The sequence below is a fragment of the Amycolatopsis sp. NPDC059235 genome, from assembly GCF_042754125.1.
GTDB lineage: Bacteria > Actinomycetota > Actinomycetes > Mycobacteriales > Pseudonocardiaceae > Amycolatopsis > Amycolatopsis albidoflava.
Genome location: NZ_JBHZAG010000060.1, coordinates 1 through 12,892 on the forward strand (window position 1 = coordinate 1; position 12,892 = coordinate 12,892).

Consider the following 12,892-nt stretch of genomic DNA (forward strand, 5'->3'; position numbering starts at 1 on the left):
CGGCCCCCGCCGTTAACTTGGCCTGGACAAGCACCCCCAGACCGCAGGAGAGCTTCGTATCGGGGTGCGGGGGAGGGGCTGGGTGCCTCGATCGTTGGGTGCAGCGGTGCGGTTTGGGGGCTGGGTGCCTCGATCGTTGGGTGGCTTGGTTGCGGTTGGGCGCGCGCACTTGCTTGCGCCGTGCCCGCGCGCCCAACTTGACCAGCCGCGCAGCCCCGCGTTTACCCATCAATCGGCACTTGCGCGCCCAACCCGGCCAGCCGCGCCACCCTTGAGGGAATTCAGGTCCGTGAGGGGAACCCTGACGGAATCAGAGTCCCTCAGGGTTCCCCTCACGGCACCGACTGCGGCGGTCTCGAGCGGGTGATGTCTGTGAAGGGCTCCTTGAGGGAATCAGAGTCCCTCAAGGAGCCCTTCACGGCATGTAGCGAGTCTGTGGGCGTCCTGAGATCGTGCCCGGCATCCGTGCCCAGAGACCTGCTTGAGGCAGGCCAGCTTTCAGCCGGGGCCCCGCCGAAACATCCGACTTCCCATGCCCGCCCGGCGGCATCCGCGAACCAGCCGTCCCGGGTGTCAGTTCAGCCGGGCAGCGCCGGCTTTCCACTCGTCTTCCAGCATGGCGTAGACCAACTCGTCGGTCCATGCGCCTTTGACGATCTCGTTTTCCCGCAGCCTTGCTTCCTGCCGCATGCCCAGGCGCTCCATCAGCGCCGCCGACGCGGTGTTGCGGCCGTCGCAGCGGCCGATGATGCGGTGCAGCCCCAGGTCTTCGAAGCCGAGTCGCAGGACTTCTCTCGTCGCTTCCAGGGCCAGGCCTTTTCCGTGATGGTCGGGGTGGAAGACGAAGCCGATCTCGCCTTGGCGGTGTTCGGCGCTGAGGTATTCGAGGTTGAGGTCCCCGATGAGCTGCCCGGTTTCGGCGAGTTCCACGGCGACGGCGAGGAACTGGCCTTCCTCCGACAGCGTCGCGCTGTGGACGCGCTTCGCCAGCGCGGCGGCGGATTCCGCGCGACTGCGAGGCCCCCAGTACAGGTAGCGGACGACGTCCGCGCGGGACTGGAACGAGTTCAGGGCATCGAGATCGTCGTCCCTGAAGGGGCGGAGGAGCAGGCGTTCGGTGCTGATCGGATAGTCCGGCCTGAGCATCCCCCAAGCCTAGCGACTTCTCCCGCTCCGCAGGAACCGTCGCGGTGATCGCCGAGAGGGAACATGGCGACGCGTCACCGGCAAGCGGACATGGAAATTCCCGGGGCGCCTCCTGGACGCCGTCAGCGTCCAGGCTCGAGCCGGACCGGTGCTCGAGAACCCCGGGAACCCGGTGACTGCCTGGTATTCGTCAGCAGGCAGCACGTGAAGCAGGCGATGAGCCGAAGGTGGCTCTTGCTGTATCGCTGCTCAAAGTCCCTACACGTGCCATCCGCTAGCGGACAGCCACCTCACGCGTCCTGTGTGAATACAACTTAGGACCACCTCCTCTCTCGTGTACTGCCACGCTAACCGCGAACCTCTCGGTACGGCAACATCATTTGCGCGGCGGTCCATCGGCCGGGACGGGGCCGGGCTGGCAGCGCGGGCAGCACCAGGTCGGGCGCTGGTACGGTCCGTCGCCCTGCCGGCGCACCAGCAGCGGGCCGCCGCAGCGGAAACAGCCTTGGCGGGTGCGTTCGTAGACCCAGGTGCGGCGGCCGCGGCGGAGGTCGCCGGTGGTGGCTTGCTCGTGCCGCCACGCGTTGGCGACCAGCAGCTTGCGGGCGAGCGCCACCGCCCGTGCGGGGTCCACTTCGGACACTGGGGTCCACGGGGAAACCCGCAGCAGGAAAGAGATCTCGCACTTGTACAGGTTGCCGACGCCGGCCATGATCCGCTGGTCCAGGAGTGCGTCGCCGAGCTCGCGGTCCGGTTTCGCGGCCAGGTTGGCGGCGGCCAGTGCGGCGTGTTCCTCTGTCCATTGTGGATCCAAGAGATCCGGTCCGAGGTGTGCGACGAGGTCGTGTTCCTCGGCGGTGGGCACCAATTTCAGGTCGTGCAAACGGAAACCGATCGCTTGGACGTCCTCAGTCATCAGCACGACGCGCGCGTGATGGGCGGGCATCGACCACTTCGCGCCCGCGGGCTGGATCTTCCATTCGCCGTCCATCCGCAGATGGCTGTGCAGCGTCAGGTCGCCGGAGAAGCGCGTGAAGAGGTGTTTCCCGACGGTGCCGACGCCGTGGACCTCTCGGCCCGCGAGGTCCACTGTGGCCAGTTCGGGGTGCCGGAACTGGCCGCGCACCAAGGTTTTCCCGGCGAGTGCGCGGTCGAGCAGCTTTCCGGCCAGGAATACGGTGTCGCCCTCGGGCACGAGTTCAGCCCGCGGTTTCCGACACTTCCGCCTGCGCGGCTTCTTCCTCGGCGCGCACGCGGTGCCGTCCGGCGCGGTTGGAGCGCAGGATCTTGGCGAGGACCATGTTGAAGGTCAGCGCGATTTCCTGTGCGCCAGGGGAATGCCACTCGTGGATCGGGCTGCACGCGCCCTGGGCCTGCTGCACCGCGAGCCGGTCCGGGATCGCGGTCGGCATCACCAGGGAGCCGAAATTCTCGCGCAGCTCCGAGACTCGGAACTGGTGCTCGTACGACCGCACGCGCAGCTTGTTCACCAGCACGCCGATCGGCCGCAACGCCGGATTGCTGTCCTCGCGGATCCGTTCGATCGCTTCGAGGGCGCGCTGGGCGCCCGCGACCGCGTACATTGTGGGCTCAGTCACAATGAGCGCGCTGTCGGCCGCCACGAGAGCGGATTTCGTGAGCCTGCCGAGCGACGGCGGGCAGTCGATGATCGCCAGCTCGTACGGGTCCTCGCGCAACGGGTGCTGGTGCAGCTCGTCGAGCGCGCGGGAAAGGTTTTCCAGGCGGCGGCCGTCGGAGTCGGGTTCGTTGAGCGACTCCAGCTCCTCGGCGCCGACCAGCACGTCGATCTCCTCGCTCCAGACGCTGGGCGCGATCGCGCGTTCGAGGACGGCCCGCGCGGGCGTCTCGAGCACGTCGGCGAGCGTCGCGTCGGTGAACGGCGGGTCGAGCGAGGTGGTGGCGTTGCCCTGCGGGTCGAGGTCGGCTACGAGCGTGCGGGTTCCCCTACGCAGCGCGGCCGACGCGATACCGAGCGCGACCGTCGTTTTGCCGACACCACCCTTGAGGCTGAGAACGGCGACCGTGTGCACTCGACACAGCCTACGGGCCGCCCGCCGGGGCGGTAGTGCGGAAGGTGGCGAACGCCGCTGCGGCGCCCACGCGGGTCACGGCTAGTGACCGGCGGCCATTACCCTGTCGGCCATGAAGACCGACACCGTGGCCGCCCGGGGTTCGGGCGCTGTTCGCCGGGCGCTCGAGGCCGAACTGCGGGCCGCCCGCGCCCGCGGCGTGGAGCAGCCGGTCGTCGTAGACGTCGGCGGCGGGAGCGGCGGCTGGGCGGTGCCGTTCGCCTCGGCCGGATGCCTGGTCACCGTGGTCGAACCGAACCCGAACGCGCTCGCGACGCTGCGCCGGCGCGCCGAGGAAGAGGGCGTCTCCGGCCGGATCACGGTCATCGCCGACGACTCCGACGCCCTCGGCGCGCACGTCCCGGCCGGGTCCGCGGACCTGGTGCTGGCGCACGGCCTGCTGGAGGTCGTCGACGACCCGCGCGCGGTGCTCGATGCACTCGCCACGGCCGTCTCGCCGGGCGGTGCCGTGTCGGTGCTGGTGGCCAACCGCACCGCGGCCGTGCTGCATCGCGCGCTGGCCGGCCGGATCTCCGAGGCGCAGCGGCTGCTGGAAGGTGCTGAAGGAGTTGTCGCGGGGGACACCGTACTGCGCAGGTACGACAGTTCCGGGCTGACCGAGTCGCTCGTGGCCGCCGGCCTGGAGGTCACGCTGCTGCAGGGCGACCGGGTGATCTCGGACGTCGTGCCGGGCGGGGTCCGCGAGGACGAACTGGCCGAGTTCGAGCTGAGCGCTTCGGCGGTGCCCGCGCTGCGCGACGTCGCGGGCCGGTTGCACGCCATCGCCCGGCGGGGCTGAGAAGCTCGATTCCCGGCCGCGTCGCGGTGCGGGAATCGTCCTGGCGGCGTTGCGAACCACCCGTAAGCGTGGTCGCCGCGGCTCGAGCGCCGGGAATTGTCGGTGGCGGAAGGTAGCGTCCGGAGGCGTGGGGAGAAACGCCGAACTGCCGAGCGGGATGGCCCGCTACCGCGTCACCACGGGCGCGACCGAGCTGCCGGACGACACCGGCTGCTCGATCCTTCACGTGGACATGGACGCCTTCTTCGTGTCGTGCGAGCTGCGCACGCGGCCGGAGCTGGCGGGCCAGCCGGTCGTCGTGTCCGGCGGCGGCCCGCGCTCGGTCGTCGCCGCGGCGAGCTATCCGGCGCGGCGCTTCGGCGTGCGCTCGGCCATGCCGTTCGCCACGGCCAAACGGCTCTGCCCGCAGCTGGTCTGCATCCAGCCGACGCCGGGGCTGTACGGCGAGGTGTCGCGCGGCGTCATGGGGATTTTCCGGGAGCTGACGCCGCTGGTCGAGCCGCTGAGCCTGGACGAGGCGTTCCTGGACGTAGGAGGCGCGCTGCGGCGGCTGGGGGCGACTCCGGGCGTGCTGGCGGCGCGGATTCGGGAGCGCGTGCAGGCGGAGCACGGGATCGTGTGTTCGGTTGGCGTCGCGAAGGTGAAATTCGTGGCGAAGCTGGCCTCGGGGATGGCGAAGCCGGACGGGATGGTGATCGTTCCCGCCGCCGAGACCCTGGAGTTCCTGCACCCACTGCCGGTGTCGGCGCTGTGGGGAGTGGGGAAGCGGACCGAGGAACAGCTGCGCCAGCACGGCTGGCACACGATCGCGGACATCGCCGCCACCCCGCCCGCCCGGCTGCGGCGTTCGGTGGGCCGGGCCGCCGGGGATCACCTGTGGGCGCTGGCGAACGGCCATGACGACCGGGCCGTGGAACCGGAGTCGGCGGAGAAGTCGATCGGAGCCGAACACACCTTCGACATCGACGTCCTGAACCGGGACGAGTTAAGCCTGGAGCTGCTGCGCCTGTCCGAACGGGTCGGGGCGACGCTCCGGTCGCGCGGGCTGCGCGGGAGGACGGTGTCGATCAAGGTGCGGTTCGCCGATTTCCGCACGATCACCCGAGCACGCACCGTGCTCTCGGCGACGGACGTGGCCCGCGACATCCACCGCACGGCCGTCGAACTGCTGACGGAGCACGCGCCGACGGGAGCGATCCGGCTGATCGGGGTGCGGGTGGAGGGCCTGGACACCGGAGACGAGGGCGAGCAGCTGTCGTTCACGAACGACGAGCCGCGCTGGCGGGACGCCGAGGTGGCGGCGGACGTGGCAAGACTGAAGTTCGGCTCGGCGGCGATTCGGCCTGCTTCGCTGCTTTCTCCTCGGGAGGAGTGAGGTCTGGCGTCGGAGAGGCTGGGTTTTCGGTGCGGGGCTGGGGCGGGGTCGGCGGGAAGGCCGGGCGCGTTCGGTCGGGAGGGGTAGGCGTCTGCGAGGCCGAGCTTTCGGTGAGGGTGCTGGAGCGGGGTCGGCAGGGAAGGCGGTGCGGGTTCGGTCGGGAGGAGCAGGCCGGATTTGGCGACCGGCGGCCCGAGCGGCTGGGCGTCAGGGCGAGGCCGAGGTGCGGGGTCACCGCGCGGCCGACGGCGCTCGGGTCCGTTGCGCGGGCCGTGCCGGGTTCGCGGCTGGGCCTACCGGCGCCGGACTCGTCCCCCTCGGCGGGTTCGTGGGCGATTCGCCGGGATGGGCACTCGGTCGACAGCAAGCGTCCGGTGCGGGCTCGGCGGCCGGGGTCCGGATTAGGGGTTCGGCGGTCGCTCTGAGTCAGCGGGATCCGGGTTGTTCGCGCGGTGGGGGATTGCCGATCTTGGCGGTGGGCAAGTGAAAAAATATCGGAGGGTATCGATCGGCGGAAGATCGTCCCGGGCGGGGCGTCGGCAGGGCGGGTGGTCGGCGCGCGGACGCTCTCTCTCCGTGACGAGGGACCCCGCCCGGGGGAGGCCGACAGGGCGGCAGAGGGTCCTGGACTGCGCCGATGGGGGTGACTTCCGTCGCGGTGACGCACTGTCAACCCGCATTGTGCGGGATTTCCCCCGATTCGATCATTTCCGGATCGGGGATCGGGTAGTCGGACGAGCGCGGGGCTCGTATCCTGGACAGTGCCACCCCGCCTGGGGTTGGCTGTTGGGTCCAGGACGTTGCGCGGCCCGGCGCCCGCGACAGCTGTGCCGGAGGAGGAAAGATGCCACTCTCCGAGCATGAGCAGCGGCTGCTCGACCAGATCGAGCGCGAGCTCTATGCCGAGGACCCCAAGTTCGCATCCACGGTGCGAGGCACCCGGTTGCGCCGACCCGCGCGCCGTCGGCGCATCCAGGGGATCGCCCTGTTCGTGGTGGGCGTTGCGCTGCTGGTGCTCGGTGTGGTGATCCCGGTGTTGCGGGTCGCCGACGTGCCGGTGGTCAGCGTGCTCGGGTTCCTCGTGATGTTCTTCGGGGTCATGATGGCCGTGACGTCGCTGCGCCACAGCGACAGCGGCGGCAAGAACAGCCATGACGACGGAGGCGGCGGGGGGAAGCCGTCCGGCCGCAAGAGCTCCTTCACCCAGCGCATGGAGGAACGTTTCCGCCAGCGCTTCGAAGGCCAATAGCACGACGGCGAATCCGCGCTTCTCCCCTCGGGGCGGAGCGCGGATTCTCGTGCGCGGGCACGGACCGCACCGGCTAGCGGGACACGGGTTCCGCGCCGGTGGTCCGCGGGGCAAGACGCGGGCTCGGTCTGCGTCGGTTCCGGTTCGCTTCGGTCTGGTATGAGGCGCGACGCGCTCTCGATTCGGGAATGCTCGGCCGGGAGCCGGGAGCCGGGAGCCGGGAGCCGGGAGCCGGGAGCCGGGAGCCGGGAGCCGGGAGCCGGGAGCCGGGAGCCGGGAGCCGGGAGCCGCTGCGCTCAGTTCAGGTCAGTGCTCGATCCTGCCTGCCGTTGGAACGGTTCTAGGCAACGCTTCAGCGTGCCCGGTTCGGATGGCGGCTCGGCGGGCGGGGCCATTGCGGACCTCGGCTTGCGCGCCTGCCGAGTCCGAGCCCGAGGCCGCGTTGTGGTTCCCCGGGTCCTGAACAGTTGACGTGCTGGTCAGGCTTGCGCCGCGACAGGGCGGACTTCTCAGTGCCCAGACTTGCGGGCACACGGCAACGGCCGCGGCGTCGGTGTCGGACCTGCGAAATCAGGGGATCTCGGCCTCGATCTGAGCGAGCTGGGAGGCGAGGATGTCTTCGAAGGCGGCGTGGCGGTCTGCTCCGAGAGGGCGGACGTCGCGGGCGAAGAAGGCCAAGGCGGGAAAGCGTTCGGGATCGGCGCCGAGCACCGCGACGCGGAACTGCTCCAGTCCCTGTTCGTACTCCTCGGCGGTGATGGTGCTGATGCCTGCCTCGGACGCGATCAGCGCGGCCAGCAGGATCACGATGCGGTGGTATCGCACCGGGACCTGCTCGTCGGGCAGGCCGGACGCGCGCAGGGCCTGCAGCAGTTCCTCCATGACCAGCCGGGATCCGGTGCCGCCGGAGGCGTAGCGGCCCCACACCGTCGCTAGCTGGGGCTGCTCGCCGAAGGCCGCGTGCAGGCGCAGGCCCAGCGCGGTGATGCGCTGCTTCCAGTCGCCTTCGGGGCGGTAGCCGTCCATGGCGGCCAAGAGGATCCGGTCGGCGACGGCGCGCAGGAGTTCGGTCTTGTTGCGGAAGTGCCGGTAGAGGCTCGACGGATCAGTCCCGAGCGCCGCGGCGAGCTTGCGCACGCTGAACGACTCGGCGTCGCTCGTGCGCAGCAGGTCCGCCGCCGTGTCCAGGATTTCGTCGGTCGACCATCGCCTGCGGCCAGTCATCTCGCCCCTCTCGTCCAGGCCAGCATAACCTATGCACTTGCCGTTGCACACGGTGTGTGCATAATGAGGACAAAGCGCTGGGCGGCCTCTGGAGCACATCCGGCGCATCGACTGGGGAAGAAGGAAACATGAGTGAATTCGCTGCCGAGACGCGCCCGCCGGAGCCGGATTTCTCGGTGATCACGACTGAGGAACTGCTGGTCTATCGCGAGGCGGAGAACCGCTTCCGGGCCTCCGGCGCGGCGCGGGCGATCCTCGGGGAGCCGCATCCCGATGCCGCGATCGAGTGGCGGGAGATCGCGCTGCCTGGGCGCGACCTGCCGGTGCGGGTCTACCGGCCGGCGCGAAACCGGACTGGCCTGCCGCTGGTGGTCCACGTCCACGGAGGCGGTTTCGTTGGCACGGCCGCGCAGTGCGACTGGACCAACAGCCACCTCGCCGCACGGTTGCCCGCGGTCGTCGTCTCGGTCGAGCATCGGCTCCTCGCTCCCGACAGCCCGCTCGCGAACGCTGCCGACGACGGTTGGGACGTGCTTCGCCACGTGATGCGGCAGGCCGCGGAGTTCGGCGTGGACCCGGGGCGCGTGGCCGTGTTCGGGGAGAGTTGCGGAGCGCTGATCAGCGCGCTGACGGCTGTCCGCGCCAGGGAAGCTGGGCTGGAGCTCAAGGCGCAGGTGCTGGTCAACCCGGTGGCCGACGTCACCGAGACGATGTTCGACTACCCCTCGATCGCCGAATACGCATACAGCCCGAGCCGGGCACGGCCGCTGCTGCAGCTTTTCCAGCGGCTCGCCGTCCCGCCGGGAGCTGACGCCGGCGCTGTTTCGCCACTGTCCACAGAGGACTTGAGCGGGCTCGCCCCGGCGCTCGTGGTGGTGCCCACCCAGGACGCGGTCGCCGACCACGGCCGCCGCTACGCCGAGCGGCTGCGCGAGGCGGGAACCTCGGTGCGGCTCACCGAATACCCCGGTGCGAAGCACGCGTTTCTCACACTGCCCGGTGTGGAGCCACAGGCCGAGGCCGCTCAGGCGGAGATCTTCGCGTTCCTCCGCGCGGCTTTGGCGGAGTGACCGAGCAGCACGACGATCCGAAGCGACGACCACGGCGTCGCCATGACCGGAAAGCACTGACGAGAGAAGATCCTGATGACACAACAACTTCAGGCACGAGGCCCGCTCGCGGCGATCTACGCGGGTCTCGCGCTCACCGTCCTGGCGACGATCGCCGCCTACGTCGACCGCGGCACCACCCACCTGCTCGCAGACCACATCCAGACCGGCTATCCCGCCTATTCCCCGGCACAGGTCGACTCCGCCGTCACCACCTACTTGGTCGTGTTGTCCGCCATCGGAGCGCTCGGCGTCGTTGGCTGGCTCACGGCGGCCTGGGCCGTCAAGGCAGGCAAGAAATGGGCCCGGCCCGCCACGACCGTCCTGCTCGTGCTCGGCATCAGCGCCGGGCTCGCCGGACTGCTGACCAAGGACACTTCCGGCGCGACCGGACTGCCGCCGGAACTGGGCTGGGCGGGGACGATTCCCTGCCTGGCGGGCGTTCTCGCGGTCGCCTTGCTGTGGACCAGAAGGCGGACGGCGTGACGAGCCACGACGCACCATGGAGGACAACCCAATGCAGCGGATAGGCATCATCGGCGTGGGCGAGATCGGCAAGGCCATCGTCGAAGGCTTGCGCAGCGAGAGCGGTGCGTCGCCGGAGATCTTCCTTTCTCCCCGGGGAGCCCGCGCCGCCGCCGAACTGTCCGAGCGCTTCGAGGGCGTGCAGGTGTGCGTCGACAATCAGGAGGTCGTCGACAGCGCGGACCTGGTGATCATTGCCGTGCGACGCCAGGACCATCGCGAGGCACTCGACGGGCTGAAGGTGGGCGACGACAAGACCGTCGTCAGCCTGATGGCCGGTGTCGCCATCGACGATCTGCGCCGGACCCTCGCCACTGGTGCCCCGACCGTCCGGGCCATCCCGCTGCCCGCCGTGCGCGAGCGTCGCTCCGTGACAGTGACCTGCCCTTCGCACCCGGCGGTGGACGCTCTCTTCGCACAGTTAGGCGGGGCGCTTCCCGTCGCCGACGAGGACGCCTTCAACGTCTTCTCCGCGCTGACCGGGACTTTTACCGCCCACTACGCCTACCTCGCCACACTCACCTCGTGGGCCGCCGGCCACGGCATCTCGCCGGACGTCGCCGACCGGTATGTGCGCAGCCTCTTCAAGAACGTCGGCCGCGCACTGAATGACGACAGCCGCACTTTGGAACAGCTTGCCGCCGATCACGAGACGCCCAAGGGGAACAACGAGCGGATCCGCACCACGTGGTTCGACCAGCCCAACGCCACGGCTCTCGCCAAGGCACTGGACGGGCTCCTCACTGATCTGCGATAAGCAAGCTCACCGCCGTCGGCGAAGCACCGACCGGGGGAACAGCCGCCCCCGCAGCGACAACGGAGCGGTCCGGCGCAGGCTGTCCCGCAGCTGCCCGAAAGCAGGCTCCAAGGTCGCGTCCGGAGCGGCCTCGTCGCTGTACCAGCTGCGTTCCACCGCGCCCAGCACCGTCCGCAGCGCCTCCCGCCCGGGCTCGTCCAGGCGGTGGCGTTCGGCGATCTTTCCGCCGGCCACGCGGACCGTGTCGCTGTCGGAGATCGGCAGGTCTCGGTCCGCGCACTCCGCCTTCAGCTCGCGCCACGCCGCGTCGGCCGCGGTGGGGGAGTGCGTCGCGATCGTCTGGAGGTGGCGGCGGCGCACCAGGTCCCGGATCGCGGCGGGGCCGCCGGTCGCCGCGAGGATCAGCACGACCGCCAAGGCGAACCACCACGACACTGTCCCGGCCAGCAAGCCGATCGCGGCGACCAGCAGGACGGCTCCGGTCAGCGGCAGCCACAACGCGGCCAGGTGCAGCGGAGTCGGGGCGGTGACAGGGTTTCTGACGAGCACGTTGCCGTCAGGCGTGGCGCCCGGCGGGACACCGGACGGGGTCAGGCCGGGACGGGGGCGGCGGCGCAGGAAATAAGACGCGGCAACGGCGGCGGCGCCCAGCACGGCCAGGGTCAACGCGAGCCAGGTCAGCCAGCTGTCGTCCGGGGTGGTGTCCGCGGGCGCGGCGGGAGCTGCCTGGTCGTGGGTCTTGTCGGCCGACGCGCCGGTGGACGGAGCGGCCGAGCGCGGGGCCGTCGGGAGGTCGTCAGTCGCGTTGGGCTGTTGCGGGTTGTGGGTGTTCTGCTCGAGGTATGGCGGGACGATGCCGCGTCCGTCGGCGAGCGGGGTCGGGTCGAAGCTGACCCAGCCCTTGTCCCCGAAGTACGCCTCGACCCACGCGTGCGCGTCCTGCGAGCTGATCGACTGGTAGTCGCCCTTGGACACGCCGGGGGTGAAGCCGATCGCGACGCGCGCGGGGATGTGCGCGACCCGCAGCATCACCGCCATCGCCGACGCGTATTGCTCGCAGTAGCCCCGTTTTCCTTTGAGGATGAAGTCGGCGAGCGCGTCCGCGTCGGTGGCGTCGGCGGTCTTCGTGTCGTACACGAAACCGTTCTGCGCGCTGAAGTACTGCCACAGCGCGGTGGCCCGGTCGAAGTTGTTCGTCTTGCCCGCGGTGAGCTGGTCGGTCAGCGCCGAGACCCGCCGGTCGACCTGGCCGATCCGCGTGTACAGCGCGGGGACCTCGTCGGATTTCGGCGCGGCGTCCCGCAGTTCGTCGGCGGTCGGCTCCTTCAGCGACGCGGTTTCCACGTACGCCGGCGCGGGTTCGCTCGCCGTGGTGAACACCGAGCCGCTGACCCGGTCGTACAGCCACTGCGGCGGCACGCCCCGGAGCGCGCGCGGGGCTCCGTAGACCGGCAGCCAGTTGTCGACCCAGCGCGTCGGCTGGATCTGGATCTGCCTCGACACCCCGGTGCCGTCGTCGCCGGGCGCGGCGGGCAGCGTGCTGTTCGCGAGCACGCCGCTCTGTGCCTGGCCGCCGGCGCGCAGGCCCCAGCCCTTGTTCGGGGTGTAGGTGTCCAAGGTGAACGCGCGCATCAGCCGCCGGTCCGCGCCGAGGCCTCGCACCTGGAACAGTTCGGTGTTCTGGCCCTGGTCGAGCAGTCCGCGCAACTGCGTGAACGGCGCGATGCCGAACCCGCCGGTTCCGTCGCCGTCGCCGCCGGGACCGGAGCCGAACGGGATCTTGCCGACGGTCCCGACCACGGTGATCCCGCCGCCCAGCAGACCGAGCACGATCGCCGAGCTGACCACGGCCACCGGGGCTTGCGCGAGCCGCAGCATGCTGCCGGACCCGGGCGCGTCGCGGTTGCGCCAGCGGCGGTGCCGGTGGTTGCCGTCGAGGGCGAGCAGACACGCGAAGGCTCCCGCGCCGAGCACGAACGTCCACCACGGCATCAGCTCGTCCGACAACGCCGCGGGCACCGCGTACACGCAGAGCAGCACGAGCCCGGTCGCGGCCGGTGCCGCGGCGGCGACGGCGAGCGTGTCGACCAGTACCGCGACCAGGCCGACCGCGATCGTGACCAGGCACAGGATCGGCTGCGTGCTGTCGACCGGCGGGAGGCCGATCCGGATCTGGTCGGCCGCCGCGGTGAGCGTGGCCTGCAGTTCGCCGAAGGCGGTGGGGCCGGGGAAAATCGTGAGGATGCCTTGCGTCGTGAACGCGCCGGTGATGAGGAACAGCAGCACGAGCAGCTGCCCGAACCCGGCGACGACGGTCGGTGCGCGCAGCGAGCGCAGCGCCAGCCCGGTGCCCGCGACGAGCACGACGGCCACGAAGAGGTACCCGAACCAGGCCCATCCGGACACGACGCTGGTCAGCGACGTGGCCGCGCACAGCGTCGCGAGCCCGGCGGCGATCGGCGGCAGCACGCTGCTCCGCCACGCGGGCGGCGGATCGGTCGGCTGCGGGGTGGGGGTGTGCGGGATCGGCGGCGCGCCGGACGGGCGGGGAGCGGTGGTGGTCATCGGGTCCCCTCGGGTGCTCGTGAGCGGCGAAGCCGGTTAGAACCGGCTTCGCC

The 12,892-nt window shown here is 70.6% G+C and carries 11 protein-coding genes; 6 read left to right on the forward strand and 5 right to left on the reverse strand.

What is annotated here, in order from left to right; all coding sequences use genetic code 11:
• Positions 1–573 precede the first annotated feature (573 nt).
• From ACFXI3_RS31405 to ACFXI3_RS31415, 3 genes are all read right to left on the reverse strand, one after another.
• Entirely contained in the window at positions 574–1,146 is a 573-nt protein-coding gene (locus tag ACFXI3_RS31405) for a GNAT family protein (protein WP_344284775.1), read from the reverse strand.
• 376 nt (positions 1,147–1,522) lie between these two features.
• The gene (locus tag ACFXI3_RS31410) at positions 1,523–2,341 is read right to left on the reverse strand and encodes a DNA-formamidopyrimidine glycosylase family protein (protein ID WP_378404414.1); all 819 of its coding nucleotides are present in this window, start codon (positions 2,339–2,341) and stop codon (positions 1,523–1,525) included.
• A gap of 4 nt (positions 2,342–2,345) precedes the next feature.
• Positions 2,346–3,197 (reverse strand): ParA family protein, encoded by an 852-nt coding sequence (locus tag ACFXI3_RS31415; protein WP_344284781.1) that lies wholly within the window; start codon positions 3,195–3,197, stop codon positions 2,346–2,348.
• A 112-nt stretch (positions 3,198–3,309) separates the two neighbouring features.
• Between ACFXI3_RS31415 and ACFXI3_RS31420 the strand changes: the two genes are divergently transcribed.
• From ACFXI3_RS31420 to ACFXI3_RS31430, 3 genes are all read left to right on the forward strand, one after another.
• On the forward strand, positions 3,310–4,035 hold the full coding sequence (locus ACFXI3_RS31420; protein WP_378404416.1) for a methyltransferase domain-containing protein: 726 nt from the start codon (positions 3,310–3,312) through the stop codon (positions 4,033–4,035).
• Between the two features lie 157 nt (positions 4,036–4,192).
• The gene (dinB, locus tag ACFXI3_RS31425) at positions 4,193–5,410 is read left to right on the forward strand and encodes a DNA polymerase IV (RefSeq protein WP_378404480.1); all 1,218 of its coding nucleotides are present in this window, start codon (positions 4,193–4,195) and stop codon (positions 5,408–5,410) included.
• Positions 5,411–6,254: 844 nt separating this feature from the next.
• Complete coding sequence (locus ACFXI3_RS31430; protein WP_037362805.1) at positions 6,255–6,659, forward strand: DUF3040 domain-containing protein; 405 nt, start codon at positions 6,255–6,257, stop codon at positions 6,657–6,659.
• A 570-nt stretch (positions 6,660–7,229) separates the two neighbouring features.
• Here the strand turns inward: ACFXI3_RS31430 and ACFXI3_RS31435 are convergent.
• Positions 7,230–7,883, reverse strand: a complete 654-nt coding sequence (locus ACFXI3_RS31435; protein ID WP_378404418.1) for a TetR/AcrR family transcriptional regulator — start codon at positions 7,881–7,883, stop codon at positions 7,230–7,232.
• A gap of 128 nt (positions 7,884–8,011) precedes the next feature.
• Here ACFXI3_RS31435 and ACFXI3_RS31440 point away from each other — a divergent pair, with 128 nt between their 5' ends.
• The 3 genes from ACFXI3_RS31440 to ACFXI3_RS31450 all read left to right on the forward strand — a co-directional run bounded on the left by ACFXI3_RS31440 (position 8,012) and on the right by ACFXI3_RS31450 (position 10,274).
• Complete coding sequence (locus tag ACFXI3_RS31440) at positions 8,012–8,953, forward strand: alpha/beta hydrolase (RefSeq protein WP_378404419.1); 942 nt, start codon at positions 8,012–8,014, stop codon at positions 8,951–8,953.
• Between the two features lie 75 nt (positions 8,954–9,028).
• A complete protein-coding gene (locus tag ACFXI3_RS31445) occupies positions 9,029–9,478 on the forward strand; it encodes a hypothetical protein (protein ID WP_378404421.1) in 450 nt (149 codons plus the stop codon).
• 31 nt (positions 9,479–9,509) lie between these two features.
• On the forward strand, positions 9,510–10,274 hold the full coding sequence (locus ACFXI3_RS31450; RefSeq protein ID WP_378404423.1) for an NAD(P)-binding domain-containing protein: 765 nt from the start codon (positions 9,510–9,512) through the stop codon (positions 10,272–10,274).
• A gap of 6 nt (positions 10,275–10,280) precedes the next feature.
• On the opposite strand, the gene ACFXI3_RS31455 is transcribed toward ACFXI3_RS31450, so the two are convergent.
• Positions 10,281–12,839, reverse strand: coding sequence for a transglutaminaseTgpA domain-containing protein (locus ACFXI3_RS31455; RefSeq protein WP_378404425.1), 2,559 nt, complete (start codon positions 12,837–12,839; stop codon positions 10,281–10,283).
• Between the last annotated feature and the right edge of the window lie 53 nt (positions 12,840–12,892).

What these genes read in the sequence shown, in the direction of transcription:
- ACFXI3_RS31430 (WP_037362805.1), top strand. Translation starts at nt 6,255, where the DNA reads ATGCCACTCTCCGAGCATGAGCAGCGGCTGCTCGACCAGATCGAGCGC.
- ACFXI3_RS31435 (WP_378404418.1), bottom strand. Translation starts at nt 7,883, where the DNA reads ATGACTGGCCGCAGGCGATGGTCGACCGACGAAATCCTGGACACGGCG.
- ACFXI3_RS31440 (WP_378404419.1), top strand. Translation starts at nt 8,012, where the DNA reads ATGAGTGAATTCGCTGCCGAGACGCGCCCGCCGGAGCCGGATTTCTCG.
- ACFXI3_RS31455 (WP_378404425.1), bottom strand. Translation starts at nt 12,839, where the DNA reads ATGACCACCACCGCTCCCCGCCCGTCCGGCGCGCCGCCGATCCCGCAC.
- ACFXI3_RS31420 (WP_378404416.1), top strand. Translation starts at nt 3,310, where the DNA reads ATGAAGACCGACACCGTGGCCGCCCGGGGTTCGGGCGCTGTTCGCCGG.
- dinB (WP_378404480.1), top strand. Translation starts at nt 4,193, where the DNA reads ATGGCCCGCTACCGCGTCACCACGGGCGCGACCGAGCTGCCGGACGAC.
- ACFXI3_RS31445 (WP_378404421.1), top strand. Translation starts at nt 9,029, where the DNA reads ATGACACAACAACTTCAGGCACGAGGCCCGCTCGCGGCGATCTACGCG.
- ACFXI3_RS31405 (WP_344284775.1), bottom strand. Translation starts at nt 1,146, where the DNA reads ATGCTCAGGCCGGACTATCCGATCAGCACCGAACGCCTGCTCCTCCGC.
- ACFXI3_RS31450 (WP_378404423.1), top strand. Translation starts at nt 9,510, where the DNA reads ATGCAGCGGATAGGCATCATCGGCGTGGGCGAGATCGGCAAGGCCATC.